Annotated in this window: 24 protein-coding genes and 1 tRNA gene; 7 read left to right on the top strand and 18 right to left on the bottom strand. The window is 46.8% G+C overall.

Going from position 1 to position 18,521, the window contains the following annotated elements:
* Positions 1-28: 28 nt before the first annotated feature.
* Complete coding sequence (locus VJB08_04755) at positions 29-553, bottom strand: cupredoxin domain-containing protein (GenBank protein HLD43266.1); 525 nt, start codon at positions 551-553, stop codon at positions 29-31.
* Between the two features lie 211 nt (positions 554-764).
* On the opposite strand from VJB08_04755, the gene VJB08_04750 reads away from it, so the two are divergent.
* The 3 genes from VJB08_04750 (at position 765) to VJB08_04740 (ending at position 2,000) form a co-directional block, all read left to right on the top strand.
* On the top strand, positions 765-1,226 hold the full coding sequence (locus VJB08_04750; GenBank protein HLD43265.1) for a hypothetical protein: 462 nt from the start codon (positions 765-767) through the stop codon (positions 1,224-1,226).
* Positions 1,227-1,398: 172 nt separating this feature from the next.
* Positions 1,399-1,665: a hypothetical protein gene (locus VJB08_04745; protein ID HLD43264.1), complete on the top strand. Its 267-nt coding sequence runs from the start codon at positions 1,399-1,401 to the stop codon at positions 1,663-1,665.
* On the top strand, positions 1,662-2,000 hold the full coding sequence (locus VJB08_04740) for a hypothetical protein (GenBank protein HLD43263.1): 339 nt from the start codon (positions 1,662-1,664) through the stop codon (positions 1,998-2,000). Before VJB08_04745 ends, VJB08_04740 begins: the two co-directional genes overlap by 4 nt.
* Positions 2,001-2,089: 89 nt before the next feature.
* Here VJB08_04740 and VJB08_04735 read toward each other — a convergent pair whose 3' ends face one another.
* From VJB08_04735 to VJB08_04715, 5 genes are all read right to left on the bottom strand, one after another.
* On the bottom strand, positions 2,090-3,163 hold the full coding sequence (locus VJB08_04735) for an AAA family ATPase (protein ID HLD43262.1): 1,074 nt from the start codon (positions 3,161-3,163) through the stop codon (positions 2,090-2,092).
* Positions 3,164-3,184: 21 nt separating this feature from the next.
* The gene (gene serS, locus VJB08_04730) at positions 3,185-4,459 is read right to left on the bottom strand and encodes a serine--tRNA ligase (GenBank protein ID HLD43261.1); all 1,275 of its coding nucleotides are present in this window, start codon (positions 4,457-4,459) and stop codon (positions 3,185-3,187) included.
* A 202-nt stretch (positions 4,460-4,661) separates the two neighbouring features.
* A complete protein-coding gene (locus tag VJB08_04725) occupies positions 4,662-6,173 on the bottom strand; it encodes a hypothetical protein (protein HLD43260.1) in 1,512 nt (503 codons plus the stop codon).
* Entirely contained in the window at positions 6,170-7,882 is a 1,713-nt protein-coding gene (locus VJB08_04720; protein HLD43259.1) for a cation:proton antiporter, read from the bottom strand. The genes VJB08_04725 and VJB08_04720 overlap by 4 nt, the downstream gene beginning before the upstream one ends.
* Before the next feature lie 23 nt (positions 7,883-7,905).
* The gene (locus tag VJB08_04715) at positions 7,906-8,064 is read right to left on the bottom strand and encodes a hypothetical protein (protein ID HLD43258.1); all 159 of its coding nucleotides are present in this window, start codon (positions 8,062-8,064) and stop codon (positions 7,906-7,908) included.
* Positions 8,065-8,232: 168 nt separating this feature from the next.
* Here VJB08_04715 and VJB08_04710 point away from each other — a divergent pair, with 168 nt between their 5' ends.
* A complete protein-coding gene (locus VJB08_04710; GenBank protein ID HLD43257.1) occupies positions 8,233-8,505 on the top strand; it encodes a hypothetical protein in 273 nt (90 codons plus the stop codon).
* Positions 8,506-8,580: 75 nt separating this feature from the next.
* A complete protein-coding gene (locus VJB08_04705) occupies positions 8,581-8,967 on the top strand; it encodes an SET domain-containing protein-lysine N-methyltransferase (GenBank protein HLD43256.1) in 387 nt (128 codons plus the stop codon).
* 4 nt (positions 8,968-8,971) lie between these two features.
* Here VJB08_04705 and VJB08_04700 read toward each other — a convergent pair whose 3' ends face one another.
* The 6 genes from VJB08_04700 to VJB08_04675 all read right to left on the bottom strand — a co-directional run bounded on the left by VJB08_04700 (position 8,972) and on the right by VJB08_04675 (position 12,180).
* A complete protein-coding gene (locus VJB08_04700) occupies positions 8,972-9,748 on the bottom strand; it encodes an NFACT RNA binding domain-containing protein (GenBank protein ID HLD43255.1) in 777 nt (258 codons plus the stop codon).
* Positions 9,749-9,841: 93 nt separating this feature from the next.
* On the bottom strand, positions 9,842-10,213 hold the full coding sequence (locus VJB08_04695; GenBank protein HLD43254.1) for a PIN domain-containing protein: 372 nt from the start codon (positions 10,211-10,213) through the stop codon (positions 9,842-9,844).
* On the bottom strand, positions 10,210-10,455 hold the full coding sequence (locus VJB08_04690) for a hypothetical protein (protein HLD43253.1): 246 nt from the start codon (positions 10,453-10,455) through the stop codon (positions 10,210-10,212). The genes VJB08_04695 and VJB08_04690 overlap by 4 nt, the downstream gene beginning before the upstream one ends.
* Before the next feature lie 235 nt (positions 10,456-10,690).
* Positions 10,691-11,200 carry a hypothetical protein gene (locus VJB08_04685; GenBank protein HLD43252.1) on the bottom strand — a complete coding sequence of 170 codons (510 nt, stop codon included), beginning with the start codon at positions 11,198-11,200 and terminating at the stop codon, positions 10,691-10,693.
* Between the two features lie 133 nt (positions 11,201-11,333).
* Positions 11,334-11,427: transfer RNA gene (locus VJB08_04680), tRNA-Gln, on the bottom strand.
* A 33-nt stretch (positions 11,428-11,460) separates the two neighbouring features.
* The gene (locus VJB08_04675; protein ID HLD43251.1) at positions 11,461-12,180 is read right to left on the bottom strand and encodes a hypothetical protein; all 720 of its coding nucleotides are present in this window, start codon (positions 12,178-12,180) and stop codon (positions 11,461-11,463) included.
* On the opposite strand from VJB08_04675, the gene VJB08_04670 reads away from it, so the two are divergent.
* A complete protein-coding gene (locus VJB08_04670; GenBank protein HLD43250.1) occupies positions 12,179-12,352 on the top strand; it encodes a hypothetical protein in 174 nt (57 codons plus the stop codon). The two genes, VJB08_04675 and VJB08_04670, sit on opposite strands and share 2 nt — an antisense overlap.
* A gap of 37 nt (positions 12,353-12,389) precedes the next feature.
* Here the strand turns inward: VJB08_04670 and VJB08_04665 are convergent, their stop codons facing one another.
* The 5 genes from VJB08_04665 to VJB08_04645 all read right to left on the bottom strand — a co-directional run bounded on the left by VJB08_04665 (position 12,390) and on the right by VJB08_04645 (position 16,076).
* Positions 12,390-13,205: a sugar nucleotide-binding protein gene (locus VJB08_04665; GenBank protein HLD43249.1), complete on the bottom strand. Its 816-nt coding sequence runs from the start codon at positions 13,203-13,205 to the stop codon at positions 12,390-12,392.
* A gap of 35 nt (positions 13,206-13,240) precedes the next feature.
* On the bottom strand, positions 13,241-15,124 hold the full coding sequence (gyrB, locus tag VJB08_04660) for a DNA topoisomerase (ATP-hydrolyzing) subunit B (GenBank protein HLD43248.1): 1,884 nt from the start codon (positions 15,122-15,124) through the stop codon (positions 13,241-13,243).
* 301 nt (positions 15,125-15,425) lie between these two features.
* Positions 15,426-15,587, bottom strand: coding sequence for a hypothetical protein (locus tag VJB08_04655; GenBank protein ID HLD43247.1), 162 nt, complete (start codon positions 15,585-15,587; stop codon positions 15,426-15,428).
* Positions 15,588-15,756: 169 nt separating this feature from the next.
* Complete coding sequence (locus VJB08_04650; protein ID HLD43246.1) at positions 15,757-15,879, bottom strand: hypothetical protein; 123 nt, start codon at positions 15,877-15,879, stop codon at positions 15,757-15,759.
* Positions 15,876-16,076 carry a hypothetical protein gene (locus VJB08_04645; GenBank protein HLD43245.1) on the bottom strand — a complete coding sequence of 67 codons (201 nt, stop codon included), beginning with the start codon at positions 16,074-16,076 and terminating at the stop codon, positions 15,876-15,878. The genes VJB08_04650 and VJB08_04645 overlap by 4 nt, the downstream gene beginning before the upstream one ends.
* Positions 16,077-16,228: 152 nt before the next feature.
* Here VJB08_04645 and VJB08_04640 point away from each other — a divergent pair, with 152 nt between their 5' ends.
* Positions 16,229-17,206: an AbrB/MazE/SpoVT family DNA-binding domain-containing protein gene (locus VJB08_04640; GenBank protein HLD43244.1), complete on the top strand. Its 978-nt coding sequence runs from the start codon at positions 16,229-16,231 to the stop codon at positions 17,204-17,206.
* On the opposite strand, the gene VJB08_04635 is transcribed toward VJB08_04640, so the two are convergent.
* Positions 17,203-18,504 (bottom strand): hypothetical protein, encoded by a 1,302-nt coding sequence (locus tag VJB08_04635; protein ID HLD43243.1) that lies wholly within the window; start codon positions 18,502-18,504, stop codon positions 17,203-17,205. The two genes, VJB08_04640 and VJB08_04635, sit on opposite strands and share 4 nt — an antisense overlap.
* Between the last annotated feature and the right edge of the window lie 17 nt (positions 18,505-18,521).

Raw genomic sequence — 18,521 nt, 5'->3', positions numbered from 1 at the left:
AACTCGGAAATCAACCAAAATCAGGGTTCTATTCAACGATGAGCGTTCCTGTCATGCTTCCATGGCCTGAGCCGCAGGGCACTGAGCAGGAGAATGGAAATGTCCCTGCTTTGTCTGCCACGAACTCAACAATAATCTCTTGTCCAGGAGGAAGCCTTTCATCAACACCGAACTCAGAAAGCCTGAATCCGTGGGTCACATCTTCGCTCGTAAGGCTGATGCGCACGCGATCGCCTTTATTCACGCGAATTTCACTTGGGCTGAATTCCCATTGGCGCGCAGTCATTGTGAACTCTTTAAGTGGGGCTTGAGGCATGTCCTGCAAATCCTGCATAGCCTCTCCATCTGGCACAACAATCATCTCAGGAACATCATCCCCGGGAATCGCAGGCATGTTTGAGGATACCGGAGTTCCATCATCTTCTCCTGATGGAGCATTTCCTGGCATTGGGCCTACGCTTGGCGGCTGCATGACTGCTGCAGGCTCGCTGCACCCAGCAATAGCCAAGGCCATAATTGAGAAAAACACCATGACTGCGATATTCTGTTTCATAAAAGCCACCTCTTGAGCTGGCTGATTGCTCCTGTTTTTATATGTTTTGTTTTTGGGCTTCGGTGAAGCCCCGTATGGGGCAACCCCCTCAACTCAGCTCATACTATCCCTTAAGAGCCTCGCAAAGAGGCGGCAGCACTGATTTTCACCGAAGCCGTTTTTTTGCTGTGCGCCGCATGTTTTTTAAAGAGGCGCGCAACTCCAGATATTTATGAGCTATCTTGTTGGAAAATATAAGAAAAAAGTGGATTCGAAGTCGCGCCTGCTGCTCCCTGCTGAAATAAGGGCAATCATCAACACAGACCCAGATCCCTATCTCTATATACGTGTTGTTCCAGACCTCCCGCTGGCGATTGTTTTTCCGCCTGAGACATACTCTCAGCTCCAATCAAAGTATAGGGCATTCCCGATCGGCAACCCTTACCGGTTACAGTTTTATGCCTTGATGGTTGCGCATGCAAGGACAGTGGACAAAGATGGAAGGGTCAACATTCCTGGCTTTCCGACAGGAGCAGCAGTTGTTGTTGGCAATGGCGACTCATTCTATGTTACAACTCCAAAGCTTCAGGAACTGCTTGAATCAAACACCGAAGACCTTGGCGCAGGTGACTCAATCTACTCGCTGGAGGATACGCTGTTCGCGCTCCTTGCAAAGGAAGAGGGCTCACCGTAGCTCTTCTCTCCCTCGGGCCATCCAGCTCCACAAGGCTTCTTGCCTGCGGTCTTCCAAGCGCCAGCTGACCATGGGAGCTCGGAATTGTCTGAGAGGGCCCAAGAATTCTCATCGCTTCAGAGCCCCAAAACCGAAAAGTATAAATATTAGCTATTATATACACTTATATAAGATGAAACAAACAACAATTTTGCACAGCCCAACACTAGAATCTGTGCTCATGGTAGAGAAAACGATACAAAAATACAGCCAAGAGTGCGGCAAATACCAGCTATGGAATAAGTTACCTAAAAAAATGATGTACCAGACATTTCAGATAATCTTGGGTTATTTAGAACAATCAGGAAAAATAATGATCGATAAAGATGGCTGTATTATTTGGACTTATAATCCTCAAATGATAAAAAAGATACTATCAGAAGGAGTTACTTTGAAATGAATGATAAGCCTATCTATGTTTCGTTTGGCAACAAAAAGCTGGAGAACGACTTTGAATCATTGAAAGAAGGCAAGTTTGAGGATAAGCAGTTATATGGTTTTATTAGTCGGGCCAGAGAAGATTTGAAAAAGAACCCTACTTGTGGAGCAAAAATTGAAAAACGATTATGGCCTAAAGAGTATATTAAAAAGTATGCAGTGACGAACTTATGGAAGTATGATTTACCTGATGGTTGGAGAATCGTCTATACCATTCAAACAAATGAGATTATGATTCTGAATGTAATCCTTGAATGGTTCGATCATAAAGCATATGCGCGAAGATTCAAATATTAGGTTTTTGGGCTCCGGCTAAATTAAAAGAGTTCTTGGACAGTTGAAGCGATGAGTTAGAGGATTCTTTTCAGAGCTGGTGAAACCGGCAGCTAGAACTCAGTAAGCTTCTTCACGGTGTTGAGCCGTATCAATGATGTCGTTCCTTCTTTCCCGCCCTCGACCTTGCGGAGAGTGATGAATTTCCCCTGCTCGAGTTTTTTGATGGTGCGGTGCATGGTCTTGTAGGAAGCAGTGCCTCCTGCCTCCTGGTATTTCCGGAAGAGGTCTCCGCTCTTGATCTCTGACTGCTCTCCCTTGATGATGTCCAAGACCTTCTTCGCATCGGTGTCAAGGTCCTGGGAGCTGTTAATCTCGAAATCAGCGAGTTTGGTGATTGCTTCCCTGGCATGATCCAATGTTATCTTTCTGGATGCCTTTGCCTCGGCGATCTCCCCTGCCTCTTTGAGGAGGAAGAGGCCTGAACGGATATCCTGGAGCTGGCTTGTTCTCTCGCTGACAAGGCTAATCGCCTCAGGCTCCCAGATGCCCGCAACAAACGCATACTGGATCCGCTGCCGGAGGATCCCGTCAGTCTCAGACTGGGTGTACGGCCTGAACTCAAGCACCTCGGTAGAAAGCCTTGATCGCAACCTTTCGTCAAGGTTGCCGAGCCATTCTTTTCCATTGGTTATGATGATGACTGCTCTCCTGTAAACCTCCTCAAGGATATGGTAGAGGATGTCAAACTCCTCAAGCTTGTCCACTTCATCAAACACAAGCACGCATTCCTTCTTATTGAGCATCTGCTTTGCAATGCTAAACAGCTCATCAGTCCGCTTGTTCATGGTCAGCTTGTAGCCGAGCTGTTCGCAGAGCTCAATGGCAATCTTAAATGAGGTATTTTTTTGCCAGCAGTTGATATAGAGCGGTATGATATCATCGGTCTTTTCTTCCACCTCTCCAAGCACATGGCGGACCGCAACAGTCTTCCCAATCCCTGGCCTGCCTGAAATAAACAGGCTCTTTCCGTTCCTCTTGCTGAAGAGAGGGGCGATGCACGATGCAATATGCCTCTGCTGGGCTTCGCGATAGGGAACAATCTTGGGGATATAATCAAAGGAAAGGGCAATCTCATCCTTGAACAACGACTCATTTGAAGAAAGCATCTTGTCGAAGAGGGCCATAGCCCTGAGGAGGCAGAATGGTTATTTAAGGGTTTTTATTCTTCCCATATACGGCTGTAAAGCAGCAGGAACCTCAACTGATCCGTCCTTCTTCTGGTAATTCTCCAAAATGGCAATTATCACTCTGCTTGTCGCAATTGCTGTGTTGTTCAATGAATGGACAAGGGGATTTTTTGGAGCCCCCGGAATCCCATACCTGATGTTCAGCCTTCTTGCCTGATAGTCTGTGCAGTTTGAGGATGAGCCGGCCTCCTTGTATTTCTTCTGCCTTGGCATCCAGAGCTCCAGGTCGTATTTCTTTGATGCAACAATGCCAAGGTCTCCTGTGCAGATATTCACGATCCGGTAAGGGAGTTTGAGTATCTTCATCAGCTCTTCTGCATTTTTTGTGATCTCCTCATGCAGCTTTTCAGACTGCTGTGGTGTGCAAAGCACAACCTGCTCAACCTTATGGAACTGATGCACCCTGAAAAACCCCCGCTCATCAATGCCATGGCTGCCGATTTCTTTCCTGAAACAAGGAGAATAGCTGACAAGCTTTAGCGGAAGATCTTCCTCCTTCACTGTCGTGTTCATAAACATTCCCATCAAGGGGTGCTCAGACGTTCCAATGAGATGAAGGTCCTCATTCTCTATCTTGTAGATCATATTCTCAAAGAATTCGTAGTCAGTCACTCCCTCAACAACCTTTTTATTAATCAGCAAGGGGGGCTCAATAAATGTAAATCCTTTTTTCACGAGATGAGTAATTGCAAGATTGATTAATGCCCGATTGAGCAGGGCAAGATGGCCTTTAAGGTAGTAGAACCCCCTTCCTGAGGCTTGGGCAGCTGCTTCAAAGTCTGCGCCTCCCAGCTTTTCTGCAAGCTCTCCGTGGGGGATAAGCTCGAATGCTGGCTTTTTCTGCCTGCCCCATTTCCTGACCTGGACATTGCCAGATTCATCCTTGCCATAAGGAACAGACGGATGCATAAGGTTCGGCAGCCGGAGCAGGTACCAGTGGATTTTTTCCAGCAATTCATTAAGCCTTGATTCCTGTTCCTGAATGTTTCCGAGCCCTTTGATCTCTGATACCTTCTGGCTGATGTCTTTTCCCTCCTTCTTCAGCTCCCGTATCTCCTCTGTTGCCTTGTTTCGCCTTGCCCTGAGTTCCTCAACCTTCTGCAATGTCAGGAGATACTCCCTGTCTTTTTGCAGGAGGCCGTCAAGCCATGAGAGCTTTTCAGAGTCTCTGCGCTTCTTCAGGTCTTTTCTGATGAGATCCGGCTTTTCTCGGATAATCTTGATATCCAGCATAGTGATTTTTATTGCAGGCGATTATAAAAAGGTTTCTGAATTAGGCTCTGCTGAAATCCTTCTCGCTTCGCTCGGCTCGATACGCCTTACAGAAAACCGACATCCTCCGAAGGAGCCAACCCTCCTCTCGGTGTGCTGTTTCAATTCCTGCGCCTCGCAAAAATGGCACTGCATGCGGTTTCAGCAGAGCCTCAAGGCAATCCTACCACGATACCATCTTATGGGCCTTCTTGTAATTCTTATAGATCGCCCAGGTCAATGATTTTACAGTCTTAAACGCATTGTCCGTTTCCTTCTCCCTCTTAAAGGCATCCACCTTGGGCTTCTTGCCAGGCGCGGATTTCACGCCAAACAGCTCTTTAAATCCCTTCAGAATTCCGATAAACGGCTCAGCAACACCCGGCTCCCTTACCGGCGCATTCACAGCGCCTTTCTGGAATGTCTCTTCCCCTGCTTCTTTCAAGTAGGTCTCCAGCTCTGTCCCCAATGCCTCCATCGCAGCCCGGACTGAGCCATCAATGACTCCGAGCAGAGCCATGTCTTCCTCCTCTTTCATCTGCTTATAGCTGTTGATCTGCTCCCGTGTCCATGCATAACACCGGAAATTCATCTTGATCTCGCCTGAATGGAGCGGCCCTCGCTGAAAGCCCTCCTGCTGGAAGCTCATCGCAGGAATCGTCCTGTACTCAAAGGTGATCAGGGAAACTGCGTACACATCCTTATTGCCTTGAGGAAGGGCAAGAGCCATAAACTCAATATCGATAAGCGATCCCTCAAACGCAGAGATGCTGTCCACGCTGCTCGCTTTTTTGATATCCATTGCCTCTGACTGCAGCCTGCGGATGTTCCTCAAATACGGCCTCACCCAGGTCATGTACATCTTGATCACATCATAGTGCTGCTTGAGGTACTTCAGCGTAAACCGTCTCCTGTTCTTAAGCTCGTCAAAGGTGTGCTCCTTCCACTCCATGTAGCTCCTTAGCTTTCTCTTGAGCACCTCCTTCACCTTTCTGTTAAACTCAAGCCTGTCCACTGCCTCATCAACATCCCTGCTTGTCTTGGGGTGCACAGTAAAGAAAAGGTCAGGGAGAACAGTAAACTGAAGCTCCCTGGACATTCCATAGACCGAAGCAGGGTTCTTTGCGCCTCCTTCGACCTGGTCGATGAATGTTCCTTTGAGTGTGATTTCTGCGCTTTCCCTGCTCCTGCTTAAATAGTCATAGCTGTCGCTGTAGTACGCGAGCCTTTCATCCAGGATGCGCAGCTCCCGAACCAGCTGGAAAAGCTCCTTGACCATCTTGCCAATCGTAGCAAGATACTGCGATACCCTGTCCTGCTGCAATCCCAGGCGCTGCTGGGCTGTTCCAAAAAATGAGCTATGCTCACTTGCTGTGAAGCTGTCTGTTGTCTTGATAAACTCTGAGAATCCCATATCTCTTGCGTAGTCCAGGATCCAGAAATAGGTCTCTTCAATGTTCCTTGTGCTTTCGAAGATAAGCCTCCATTTCCTCTTTGAGGCCGGGTACTCTGTGGAGATCATCTGGTCCTTTGCGATCTCTATGATATCCACGTCAGCATGCTCTTCTACCTCCTTGCCGGGGAAGCTCTTTGCAAGCCTAGCTCTTGCTGATGCATCAAGCCCTGCATACAGCGGCTTGTACTTCGATTTTATGAAGCCTGCTTTCACGAGCCTATAAACGCTGTCGTCTGTCATTGCCTGATGATGTGCCCCACTTTTTTCCTCTGATGCAGCTCCTTGATATGCATCTTCCGGTGCTTGAGTATCCTGTTCAGGTCTATGCTAAGCTGCCCGATCAATACGCCGACGTGCTCGCCGCCGAGGAAATGCGGCAGGATTACGTAATCAGCGCCCTCCTCGTACAGCTCCAATGCTTCGTGCAGATGATTTGCAGTCACAAAAATGATCATCTTCGGATAAATCTTTCGCAGCTTCCTCAGCACCAGCAGGTTATTATGCGATTCCGGAACTGTGGAGATGAGGATCTTGCACGTGTCAAAATCCACCCGATCGAGGATCTCCGGATCAGTGACGTCCCCATAGATGCATGGCGTCTTCCTCTTAATCAAATGCCTGATAACCTCCGGGTCGTAGTCGATGATAAGGATTCTCTTTTTTAACTCTTTTGCTTTTCGCACAATGCTATACCCGATCCGGTTGTAGCCAAAAAGGATAATCTCCGGCTTGATCTTCACTCTTTTTGACTCAGCTCTCTGTTTCCCTGCCCTCAGATGCTCGAAAATCCCCAGGAGGGGGGAGAGCTGCTCGTAGATAGCCTCCTTATAGGCAATGAGGTAGGAGGACACAGCCATCGTGGAGATGGCAAGAAGCACGGTAAGGGTAAATACATCCTGGCCTATGAGCTCCTGGCCTGTTGCTGCTCCAACCGCCATCGCCTGGGCAACGATGATCAGGGAGAATTCAGAGACCTGGCTTATTGAAATGCTTCCCAGGAAGCTCGGCCTCTTGGTGAATCCCTGCAATGAACTGATGAGCATGGCGAGCAGCGGCTTGAAGATGATGACTACACCAAACAACACTGCAAAGGGAAGGGCAATGGCAGGAATCTCGTTGAGCGGCAGCACAAGCCCCAGGCTGACAAAAAAGATGGTTGCAAAAAAATCCTTCAGCGGCACTATCTTTCCGATAATCTCATAGGCATAAGGAAGGTTTGCCAACGCCACTCCTGCAATAAACGCCCCAATCACGATGCTCAATCCCAACCCGCTGGCAACCAGGGCAAAAAGAAAGGCGATTGAGATGGAAACCAGGAAGAAGACCTCCTGGCTCTTGGCAGCAAACTTGTACAGCGGGCCCAAAATAAATCTTGAAAAGAGTATGGCGCCCAGCAGCAATCCTGCAAGCTTCGCAAGCATGAATGATGCATCTCCAACAGATACGGATCCTGTTGAAAGCACACTGAGCGCAAGGATTGCCAGAAAGTCTTCGGCAAGAAGAATCCCGATAACAGTCCTGCCATGCAGAGTGTCCAATTCCCTGGTATCAGCGTACATCTTCACTACGACAACAGTTGAGGAGAAAGCAAGTACTATGCCAAGGTAGGAGCTTTCAGTTCCTGTAAACCCGAACCACGTTCCGAGGAATGCCCCTCCAGCAAACAGGATCAACGACTTGATGAGCCCTGCAGCAAATGCAACTCCGGCAACGCTCCTGATCTTCTTGAAGTCAAGCTCCAGCCCAACAATGAACAGAAGGAATGCGATGCCTACCTCTGAAAGCGAGCTGATAAGCTCTGAATCAGTTACATATCCCAGAATAGGCCCTATAATCAGGCCTGCGATCACATATGCCGGAATCAGGGGCTGCTTTAGTGCCTTCAGCAGGCCTCCAAGCACTGTCGCAACGATAATGACGATGCTCAGCTCAAAAAACACCATATTCATGCTGCTTCATCTCCCATACTTCTTCATCTCCTCTTGTTGAACAGCTCGATATATCCTTTTTCTGATAGGTATGCCATCAGGATGCTCTTCACCTTCTCTGCCTCTTTCTTTCCAAAGCCCTTGACACTCTGGAGAAGCTGCTCCTGCTCCTTGTCTACTGATATTGCGATGCGTCTTGCCATAATTACAAATATGTAACAATTATTAAACATTTTATCTCATAATCATTACAGATGTGTAATAAGATATATAAGGCTTTCTATTCGGCGTAACACTCCTGGCATTTCCGAATCTCACCAAGAGTTACAGGAACTGAAATGTTTTTAAACATAAATCAAATCTCGATGCCTATGGCAATACGTATCGGAGCAGCATATGATGCAAAGCGAGGAGACCTTGCCGAAAGGATACGCACCGGAGAACTAAGCGTGCTGGAGGCAGAGGCAGAAGCACATGCGTGCTATTTCTGCGCTAGGAAGATCACAGGAACCATGGTCGTGCTTATTGATGAGAACACAGATTCGCAGCATCCATTGACCTCTCAGTATTTTCTTGATCCGGCCTGTTATAGAAAAGCCCAAAGCCATACATGGTTTGGCACACTGCGGCTTCCCTCAAATTAAATCTTGGCAGGAAAGCAGCCCAGTCCGCTGGAGAAAGGGCTAATCTTAATAAACCCCATGTTCTTCCGGAGAACCATGGATGTTGTTGTGAAAACCTCAAAAATCCACGGAAAAGGGGTGTTTGCCTTTCGGTCTTTTAAGAAAGGCGAGATTGTACTGAGATGGAAGCCAAAGGAATTAACCAAAGAGCAGGTTGAGCAGGTGTCTGAAAAAGAAAAGCCCTATGTCTCATTCCTCGATGGAAAGTACCTTCTCGAGCAGCCTCCGGAGCGATATGTGAACCATTCCTGCGATCCAAACACTACTGTCCAGAATCTCTGCGATGTTGCGAAAAGGGATATCAAGAAAGGCGAGGAGATCACATCAGACTATGCAGAGACCGCGCTCCCTGATCTGAGAATGGATTGCAAATGCGGAAGCAGGAAGTGCAGGGGAGTCATTGAAACCAAATCCACCTGCTAGGATCCTAAATCTCTCGCAACCGCACTCCCTTGACCTGAACGCCTCCTGCAGGGATGCCACGGATGATATCATCCAGCTCTCCGCCGATCCTCTTCTGGATCAGCTTTGCAGCCTTGCCTGATTTTTCCTTCCCAGGCGCAATCTCGATAAGCCTGCTGCAATGGCGGCTGACTGCCGAAAGCGGGCCTGCCATGATACCCTCCCGATATACTCCCAGGGCAAGCTGCAATGAAACCATAAACCTTTCTTTCCTTCCCCGGACGATGAAAGAGCCCTTTGAAATGTACTCTCCTGATTGGGGGGTCTTTGAGAGCTGGTCTGGAGCCACAGCAAATACCTCCATGGTTGTAAGGCCCTGCCTCCATGCACGTGAATAGGATGCAGTTGCTATAGCTGCCTCTGTCTTGGTTATCTCGCCTATCTTTTTTCCTTCAGCCTTTACCACAAAAAAAGGGCTGCCTGCCAGCTCTGAATGGAACACAAGATCGCCTTGAGCAGTTTGCTTCTTCACAATAATCTCGTTTGTGGTTGCATCCCTCCCACCGATAACAAGGAAATCCTCTGACGAAATAAACCAGTGAAAGTGATCATACCATGGGCGTTTTCGCTCTTTTGCCAGCTCAGTCTTCTTCTGCAGGGCAACGCCCTTTTCCAGCTGCTCTTCAGTCCTCTTGAGGCTTGCCTCAGCGCCCTGCCGCTTCTTTCTGGCCTTCTTTGCCTTCTCGTACAGCATGGCTGCATTTTGCTCAAGGGTCTTGGTGTAGTCTAAGGTTATCTGCATGAGGGTCAAGGAATTTCGAGCCTATTTATGCTTACCGATTCCTGGTGAATCCCGCACAGCATCAGACGATCTGCTCAATGACTCTCAGCCAGTTCATGGCTCTTCTCTCGGTATCTCTAAGCCGTCAAAGTGCTTATCGTAGCTGAGGATTGAGGAGCAGCCTTTAAGGCGCGCTGCTGCATAATGAGCTGCATCAAAGATGTTCAAATTCCCCATCTTTTTGCACGCTGTAAAAAGAAGGTTCTTGTCAACAGGTACAATTGTGCAATCCTGCCTGTAGAGTGACTTGACGCATTGGCATGCCATGGCTGGATCGCATTTAATCTTAACGATACCATTCATCGCTTCAACAAGGCATAAGGCATCTGTAACAAAATATCTTGAGAGGGCCAGCCTGCATTCCTCCTTATCCTCGCCCTCTGTGAATGCTTTTATTATAACATTTGCATCAATGAACTGCGTCATCTCTTCCTTCTCAATGCATGGCTGAGGGCGATCGCTTCCTTCGTTGAATATCTTCTCTTTTGTTTTATTGAGTCTGCTATCCGAAACATCTCCTCCATGGAGGGGGCATCATCCTCCTGATCCATGCTCTTCCTAAGCGCAAGCAGAATTGCATCCCTCTTGTCTTTGAGGTTATTGTCTATTTTAAAATGCTCAATCTTTTTGTTTATGTCTTTCGGTATGTCCAGAGTCACCATGACCATTTTTACATCACCTTATAGTATGATATAGTATGGTGCTATATAAAGACTTCGCTTATCCGGCTCATTGAAAGGTTGCTCACTTTGTTCGGGTAGCATCGGGTCAAAACCAGTTGCTGAGGTGCTCTACTTTGGCCATCCCGAAGGATTATTCCCTGAGGGGGGGGTCATCCATCATACCCTTTTCAAATCCTGATTTGACTGAGGCATTCCCAGACTAAGCCCAGCCGGAGGTTTCTCAACGCAGAAGCCCCGTTAAATCAATTCCGGTTTCTTCCTTGTGCCTAAGCAAGATTGGCATCGCAGGATACTTCGGTTGTATCAATAACAAAGTTGTAAGATAAACTTTACTGCTGCCTGGATCAAATCCCATTGATTCGGCATAATTATCCAAAGCAGCATAATTAATGAATCTTTTAGGATTAGCATCGTCTGCGCATACCCTATCCAAGTATCTATATGCCTCATGTCTTGTATCATCAGCAAGCGCTTCTTTAACCGGATCGATGGGATCGGTAAGAAGTTCCAGATCAGGAAATTCTGCTTCAAAAGCCAGAAGATCTTCGTTTCCTATCTTTCTTCGGACAACTGATATCTTGGTTTCAGGATGGTATAGTCCGGCCTCTTTTGCTTTTTCATAAAACCACTTATGGGCTTCAGCCAGATCTTCAGCTCTCTTGTAACGGCGTTGTTTAATAGCCCACCGTGTTGGCAAAAGCCAGTCAATTGATACAGTCTCGATTTTCATCAACAATCAAGAATTGCATCGTGCTTATAAATCCTTATCCCTTCCACCTCTTTGCCATGTGATGATTGGATATACGGCAATCGCACACTGGCGCATGAGTTCTAACAAAGCCCAATTTTCAATAATAAACCCATAGCCCCACCCGGATTCGAACCGAGGTCCTTTGGCCCAGAACCAAAGATGCTTCGTCTTCCTTCACAGGAATTTGACCGCTACACCATGGGGCTGCACTTTTTAGAAAACAGGTGTGCTATATAAATTTATTTCTCTGGCTCCTTTTGCAACCTTTCTGGCGTGTCCTGAGACTTCTTTTGCGCCATCTCCGGAGTTTCCTGAGAAGCAGTTTCCTCAACATTTTCCTGAGCAGTTGTTGTCTGCGGCTCTTCCTGAGGGGCCTTTTGAGCCTGCTTTTCCTGAGAGCTCGCGTTCTGCTCAATGCCCATAAAGCGTATCACCAGTGTACGCAACGGATAAATCTTGGAAATGGCCTGCTTGATTCGGGTCTGGAATTTATTCTGGATCAGCTCTGAAGCAAAATCAATGTATGACAGCTTTCCTGCTTCTTCTGTGATGGCCTTTTTGAGCTGCTTCCCAAGTGCTGCGCTGATAGAACCCTTTACCATATGCCTACTAATCGCCAGGGGCTTGACCCGGACACTGATCTTGTCTGCAGTAAGGCAGGCAAAAGAATCGTCTATCCTGCGCCCCCCTCTCCTCACCATCCGCTTTATGGCAGAGGGCATCATGTAATAGCTCACAAGCTCGGTCTCAGCAGCGCCCTGCTTCGCCTCCTTTGCAATGAATCCTACCTTCACATTCTGGGTTTTTGGATCGTTTGTTAGAACTGTGAGATTGACCTGCAGTTTCCTTCCAAGGACCTCTTCAGGATCAGAAACAAGCGTTTCCCCCAGGGTCTGCTCATTAAAGAGCTTTGGCGCAATCAGCCTTACCCATCGTTTCTTTGCTTTGAGCTGCTGCATGGGATTTGAGGGAATGGGGTTGGTTTATAAAGGTTTCTTCGCACGACTTGATAAACACTTTATGTATGATGCTCACTACTACCCCGGGGGCAGGAGAAGGAATGCCAAGCCAAGCGCTGAGAAAAATACTGGCAACCCGGGCGAATATGCAGTTTACTTTCTAATTCTTTAAAAAACAGCCAAAGCACGATTCAATAGCAAGGGGGCAATTATGCCTTGTCTCTTATCTCCTGCCGGATAGCTTCAATCATTTCAGAATACGAGTATTGCGGCAAGCACAATTCCCCCAATTTGCTCAAATCCTGGGAAAATACCGGAGATCCCTCATTCCTATCTTCTCCCGCAACCTCAATGCCGAAAGGCGAAAGAATGTCGTAAGCTAAATCAAACCGGGATTTTAATTCAGGAACTGCAACTGGGATAATCTCATTTGAGATGTCTGATTCAATGAGCTTCAAAATTACCTCTGAGATGTGCCTGAGGTAGGTTGGCTGAAATTTCCAGGAAGTATCATACCTTGCAGGAGTTCGTTCCCTTAAATTCTTAAGTAATCTATTAAACGGCCTGTCATTTTCTGTATTTGGGCTGTATCCCACAATTAAGGAGGGCCGTAAGATAATAAATCCTGCATTTGTTTTCCTGACAAAATCCTCTCCGGATAATTTTGTTTTGCCATATACGGTTGTGCCAAGAGCAGCAAACGATGAAATGTAGATGATCTTCGCATTTACCTTATTTGCTGCATCAACAATATACCCTGTGCCTTTTTCGTTAATAGACCTCGCTAAATCCGGATTTTGATCACACCAACTGCCGCTTGCATTGGCTGCAGCATGGATTATAACTTCGGGATTAACTTCAGAGACAACCTTCAAGACCCCTTCTTTATTCGTGATGTCCAATTTATGCAGTTGGGCGAATAATCTATTAGAATGATACGTTCCTGTTGTGTTATGCTTATCTTTTAAGCAGCCATAGATTCCTGCCCCGACATACCCGCTTGCTCCGGTGAGTAGTATATCCATTTGATCCTCAATGACAGTGTCGAGCACCTGGCACCTCAAATATCCAGATCAACAACTTCCTTTGCATGCTCCTGGATGAACTCGCGCCTGGGCTCAACAGCATCTCCCATGAGGATGGTGAAGATCTTGTCTGCCTCGACTGCGTCCTCAACTGTTACCTGGAGCAGGGTCCTGTGCTCAGGATTCATCGTGGTCTGCCAGAGCTGTGCTGGGTTCATCTCTCCAAGTCCTTTGTAGCGCTGGAGCGTAATCTTGTCCCTCCCAATCTTGCTGAGCAGGAGCTCCAGCTTTGCATCATCATAGGCGTAGAAGACATGGTTCTTCTTCCTCACCCGGTAGAGAGGAGGCTGCGCGATATACAAATATCCTTTATCGATGATTTCCTTCATGTACCTGTAAAAAAACGTGAGCAGAAGCGTCGTGATGTGCGCTCCATCAATGTCTGCATCGGTCATGATCACAATCTTATGGTAGCGGATCTTTGATGAGTCAAATTCCTCGCCAATTCCTGTGCCCAAAGCAGTGATGATGTTTACGATCTCTCCTGAGCTGAAGATCTTATCGATCCTGGATTTCTCGACATTCAGTATCTTGCCGCGCAGGGGCAATATGGCCTGGAACTCCCTGTTCCTTCCCTGCTTTGCTGAGCCTCCCGCGGAATCTCCTTCCACCAAATACAGTTCGCACAGGCTTGGGTCTTCCTCCTGGCAGTCAGCCAGCTTTCCCGGCAGGCTTCCATGATTCAGGGCTCCTTTCCTTCTGGCAAGATCCCTTGCCTTCTTTGCAGCCTCTCTTGAGCGGGCAGCAGTCAATACCTTGTTCATGATAACCCGGCCAACAGCCGGAGTCTCTTCGAGATAGGAGGACACGAATTCATAGACCATAGAGTCCACCATGCCCTTCACTTCAGAGTTGCCAAGCTTGGTCTTGGTCTGGCCCTCAAATTGCGGCTCCCTGACGCGGACAGCAAGAATTGCAGCCATCCCTTCCAAAATGTCGTCAGAGCTTACTTTCAGGTCCATCTTGAGCTTCTCCGCATACTGATTAAGGGCCCTTGTCATCGCAGCCTTGAAGCCTGACAAATGTGTTCCGCCTTCTGTGGTGTGGATCATGTTCACAAAGGAGAAAACAGCCTCATTGAAGTCGTCGTTGTACTGGAATGCCAGGCTTAACTCAAAGTCTTCCTTCACCTTCTCAAAGCTGACAATGGGATGAATGATTGTTTTGTTTTCGTTGAGGTATTTGACAAACGATACAATGCCCCCCTCATAATGGAACTCAAGTCTTTTTCCGATCCGCTCGTCCTCAAGAGTTATGGCGATGCCCTTGTTGAGAAATGCCAGTTCCCTAAGCCTGGCAGCAAGAATCTCCATCTTGAATGCTGTCTCCTGGAAGATCTCGCTGTCCGGAAGGAACTGGACTTTTGTGCCAGTATGGCTTGACTCCCCAACGACCTCAAGCTTGGAAACAGGTTCGCCTCGCTCAAATCTTTGCATATAGACTTTGTTATTCCTGCTGACCTCAACCCTGAGCTGGCTGGAGAGCGCATTCACAACGCTGATGCCAACTCCATGGAGCCCTCCAGAAACCTTATACGCCCTCTTGTCAAACTTGCCTCCTGCATGCAGCTTTGTCATGACAACTGTCAATGCAGACATCTCAGGAAACCGAGGATGCGGCTCAACAGGAATCCCTCTTCCGTTGTCCTCAACAGTAACTGAGCCATCCTTATGCACGGTGACAGAAATCACAGTGCAAACCCCTGCAAGCGCCTCATCTATAGCATTATCAACTGCTTCATACACAAGATGATGAAGGCCCCGGGTAGAAATATCACCGATGTACATCGCAGGCCGCTTCCTGACAGCCTCTTTTCCTTCCAGGACCTGGATCTCCTTTGCTTCGTAGCTTTCTGGCATTGTTCCTGCTGATATCTTCCTTGTTTTCCCGACGACAAAAATGAGATTTCCGCATGCATTGGGAAGTTCCTCTTCTTATAAATGTTTCTATAGAAATCAAGCGTTATAGGTCGTATCCTGGCAGAATTAGTGGTGGAAGCGCACACAAGCGAATACCGTCTTGGCATCAATGTAGACTCTAGTTGCAAATCAATTTGAACTCCTCTGAAAGTTATAAGGCAGAATAAGTTTCTGTCAGTCTGGTAGAGAAAGAACTCGTATGATCCGGCAAGCATATACTCCTAACAACAGGTAACGTAGCTTATAGCTCTCCTGCCTCTCTGCCGTTAATCAGATCATCCCACTCCTTCTCAAGCAGATACCTTTCCATATCCTTGTCCTCATAGGTCTCTAAAAGCCCCACGATCCTCTTGAAGGTATTTTTGTCTGCCCTCATCCCGATCACCCCCTGTCCGCATCTCATGAATACTCTGAAGCTCTTGAAGTATATAGATATTTTCTATATGCCATATATGGGGTATATTTAATATATACAAAATTATGCAAAATCATGAACAAACATTCTTATCATAACTCACAGCATCATGACTTATGACATGTCTGTTCACTGCTTCCAAAGAACGCCAATGCTCCTACAATCTCCGCTTGAGCATCTTGAGCGCTTCAAGGATGCGATAAGGCTTTCCGTCGTTTTCGATCTCTTCGAATACCGGATTTATTTCCTTCTCAAAAAAGAAGTGATAATTCAGCTTCATCCTGATTCCACCTCCTGCATAAGGCTCTCCTCTTCTGCGGCCTCTATGATATCATCAGGATTTTCAGCATCTTCATATCCTTGCATAAAGCCATCTTCTTCGGGCCTTAGGGAATCCTCTTCAACGAGCAGCTCTCTTGTGCGCCCTGCGTAGATGTTCTGGTCATCAAATTCTTCGTCCATCTCAAATTCCTTCATCGGCCTCACCCCTCACAATGTAGTACTTACCCTGTTGAGAGGGAACTCCCCTATTTTTATATACTTATCCCTAATATTTTATAATCTATATAGATTTTATATAGAATCAAAAGATTTATATAAAAGTTGTATCTCCAGGATTCCGGGGGAATATGAAGCGGAAAATCATCCAGGTAGGCCATTCAACGCAGCTCGTCTCATTGCCGAGGAAGTGGTGCCTTAGCCATAACATCAGGAAGGGGGATGAGATCGAGGTGGAGGAGAAGGGGCAACAGATTGTTGTAAGCAAAGAGAGAATCCCGGAAGTTAAAAAGATTGAGATTGACGTTTCTGGTCTTGACCGCACATCCATCATCATCTATATCCGCGGCTTATATATCAGAGGTTTCGATGAGATAGGCATTCATTTTTCAAAGCCCTCTGCGTATCACTTCCGAACACGGGAATTTGTGGACATGCGGAGCATTATTCGGACTGAGGTTGAGCGCCTCATTGGGGTTGAAGTCCTCAGTTTCAAGGATGATTTCTGTATGTTGAAAGATTTGTCGGAACCGTCGTTCAAGGACTTTGAAGTGGTTCTCCGCCGGATATTTATGCTTTTGCTGGATATGCTCGAAACCTTTATCGAAGGTCTGAAGCAGCATAAAAATGATAAAATCCACACGATAGAGGACAAGCATGGGCTTGTTACAAAGTTTGCAAGCTATACCCTAAGAATCCTTAACAAAAGAGGATATCCGCCTGATCCTGAAAAGGTTACAGTGATCTACCACACCATAGCCATGCTTGATAAAGTTCGTGACACCGTAAAATATTCTGCTCGTGAGGCTGCCTTGCTCAAAAAGAAGATGGATGACTCTTCCATTACGAACATCACCTTAATTTATAAAAACCTACACCTCTTTTATGGTATTTTCTACAAATATGACCCGAACAGAGTAACCGATATGTACCACAACAGAGATATGTATATCAGAAGGATAAAAGATTTGAAGGAGAAAATCCCTCCCGCAGAACTTCTCATTCTAACCAGCATGGAGCCGATCCTGGAATTCCTGGTAGAACTGACAAAAATTCTCCTTTCCCTTCAGGAATACCCTGCTAAGGCCCCTAGATCCCTCAAGGACTAAAGATAGGTCCTGGGTATCATAAAACTTCGCGCCTGAGAATAGAGATTTCTGGCTTTTTCAGCGAGCCGTTGCAGTGATATCCCCTGAGGTTTAAGCGGCAGTTGGGCGTCATGGCGAACAAACCCAAGATTTAAGCCATGAAGTTCTTGGTCCGGTGTTGGAACCCCCAAGTCCCTTCGCAACGTTATAAGCCCCCCCTCCTGAATATTTGCCCCCCCTATAGCAACCTTTCCGTAGCTGGACAGATCTTGTTCGGGGTAACCCTGATCAGCAACCTCGGCATATATGGCATGCATGTTGCCCTTGATTACCGCCTTCCGCTCAAACAGGTCAAGTATAATCTTTCTTTCATATCCGTTATATCTCTGTTCTCCAGCACCATTATCGATAAAGAGCGATATTACACCATACGTTTGACAAGTAGGATTTATAGAGACGCTTTCAGGAATCATCCCAAGAGCAGTGGATGTATCATGTGCATATTTCCCGCGAAGATCTTTGGGAAAATTGATTTGGTAGCTTCCCTTCTTCTTTATTTGTCTCTCAATCTGTTTCATTGTCCCCCCATCGGAAATGGCCCCCACAAGATGATTGATAAACCCCATATTCCGCGTCATTGATGTTGGTGTTTCTCTATAGATCTTTTCCCACTCGAGTGCAGCCGCAACAAGATTTGCAGCGCGAGCCACTTGGGCAACGTGGTCCTGCTTAAAAATATCGCCGACTGCAAATCCAAAGGGTGAAGGATTCTCTACGATATAGGTAAAGAGCTCCTGGTGCTCCTCATACTTCTTCATTTCCTGGATAAACTCTTCCAGAAGTGAAGCCTCTGTCACAATCTTATCCCGAAGCACTTTCCTTTGCAGCAACTCATCGATACTGGAATAAACTAATACCGAAACAGCATCAGGAAAATGAGATGAAAATGCCTTAAATATCCCAAAGCCAGTTGCAGTGATAATGATATCCTCTTGTTTTGTTAATGCCTCCTGTTCGACTTCTTGAAGAACTCCATAATCGCACCCCTTATATGCGCATGTAACTGAGAGTTTGCCCTCCTTCTGGAGCGTGTCAAATCTCTTCTGATCAATAAATTCCTTATCCTTAACTTGGGTTTCACCTTCTCGCGGGGCCCTTGTAGTTATCTTTGGGAGACTCCATCCATAGTTACGCTCCGTAAGGATGTCTTTGATTTCTGTCTTCCCCACTGCCCGTGGACCGGTCAAAATAAGCACGAGGGGAGACACTTCCTTGGCATCTGGATCTTTTTTTGAATTATGTCTAAAAGGTATCTCCATAGTTCCCCCCACTATCG

It is taken from the genome of Candidatus Nanoarchaeia archaeon, from assembly GCA_035290625.1.
Lineage (GTDB): Archaea > Nanobdellota > Nanobdellia > Woesearchaeales > DATDTY01 > DATDTY01.
The sequence above is the reverse complement of the archived record's forward strand: the minus strand, read 5'-3'. Positions and strand labels throughout refer to the sequence as shown.

Coding starts and splice junctions, on each gene's coding strand:
- VJB08_04710 (HLD43257.1), top strand. CDS start 8,233: ATGGCAATACGTATCGGAGCAGCATATGATGCAAAGCGAGGAGACCTT.
- VJB08_04690 (HLD43253.1), bottom strand. CDS start 10,455: ATGGTCATGGTGACTCTGGACATACCGAAAGACATAAACAAAAAGATT.
- VJB08_04720 (HLD43259.1), bottom strand. CDS start 7,882: ATGAATATGGTGTTTTTTGAGCTGAGCATCGTCATTATCGTTGCGACA.
- VJB08_04740 (HLD43263.1), top strand. CDS start 1,662: ATGAATGATAAGCCTATCTATGTTTCGTTTGGCAACAAAAAGCTGGAG.
- VJB08_04685 (HLD43252.1), bottom strand. CDS start 11,200: ATGAAAATCGAGACTGTATCAATTGACTGGCTTTTGCCAACACGGTGG.
- VJB08_04645 (HLD43245.1), bottom strand. CDS start 16,076: ATGAAGGAATTTGAGATGGACGAAGAATTTGATGACCAGAACATCTAC.
- VJB08_04715 (HLD43258.1), bottom strand. CDS start 8,064: ATGGCAAGACGCATCGCAATATCAGTAGACAAGGAGCAGGAGCAGCTT.
- VJB08_04695 (HLD43254.1), bottom strand. CDS start 10,213: ATGACGCAGTTCATTGATGCAAATGTTATAATAAAAGCATTCACAGAG.
- gyrB (HLD43248.1), bottom strand. CDS start 15,124: ATGCCAGAAAGCTACGAAGCAAAGGAGATCCAGGTCCTGGAAGGAAAA.
- VJB08_04735 (HLD43262.1), bottom strand. CDS start 3,163: ATGGCCCTCTTCGACAAGATGCTTTCTTCAAATGAGTCGTTGTTCAAG.
- VJB08_04745 (HLD43264.1), top strand. CDS start 1,399: ATGAAACAAACAACAATTTTGCACAGCCCAACACTAGAATCTGTGCTC.
- VJB08_04750 (HLD43265.1), top strand. CDS start 765: ATGAGCTATCTTGTTGGAAAATATAAGAAAAAAGTGGATTCGAAGTCG.
- serS (HLD43261.1), bottom strand. CDS start 4,459: ATGCTGGATATCAAGATTATCCGAGAAAAGCCGGATCTCATCAGAAAA.
- VJB08_04705 (HLD43256.1), top strand. CDS start 8,581: ATGGATGTTGTTGTGAAAACCTCAAAAATCCACGGAAAAGGGGTGTTT.
- VJB08_04665 (HLD43249.1), bottom strand. CDS start 13,205: ATGGATATACTACTCACCGGAGCAAGCGGGTATGTCGGGGCAGGAATC.
- VJB08_04755 (HLD43266.1), bottom strand. CDS start 553: ATGAAACAGAATATCGCAGTCATGGTGTTTTTCTCAATTATGGCCTTG.
- VJB08_04725 (HLD43260.1), bottom strand. CDS start 6,173: ATGACAGACGACAGCGTTTATAGGCTCGTGAAAGCAGGCTTCATAAAA.
- VJB08_04635 (HLD43243.1), bottom strand. CDS start 18,504: ATGGAGATACCTTTTAGACATAATTCAAAAAAAGATCCAGATGCCAAG.
- VJB08_04655 (HLD43247.1), bottom strand. CDS start 15,587: ATGAGATGCGGACAGGGGGTGATCGGGATGAGGGCAGACAAAAATACC.
- VJB08_04640 (HLD43244.1), top strand. CDS start 16,229: ATGAAGCGGAAAATCATCCAGGTAGGCCATTCAACGCAGCTCGTCTCA.
- VJB08_04675 (HLD43251.1), bottom strand. CDS start 12,180: ATGCAGCAGCTCAAAGCAAAGAAACGATGGGTAAGGCTGATTGCGCCA.
- VJB08_04650 (HLD43246.1), bottom strand. CDS start 15,879: ATGAAGCTGAATTATCACTTCTTTTTTGAGAAGGAAATAAATCCGGTA.
- VJB08_04700 (HLD43255.1), bottom strand. CDS start 9,748: ATGCAGATAACCTTAGACTACACCAAGACCCTTGAGCAAAATGCAGCC.
- VJB08_04670 (HLD43250.1), top strand. CDS start 12,179: ATGGGATTTGAGGGAATGGGGTTGGTTTATAAAGGTTTCTTCGCACGA.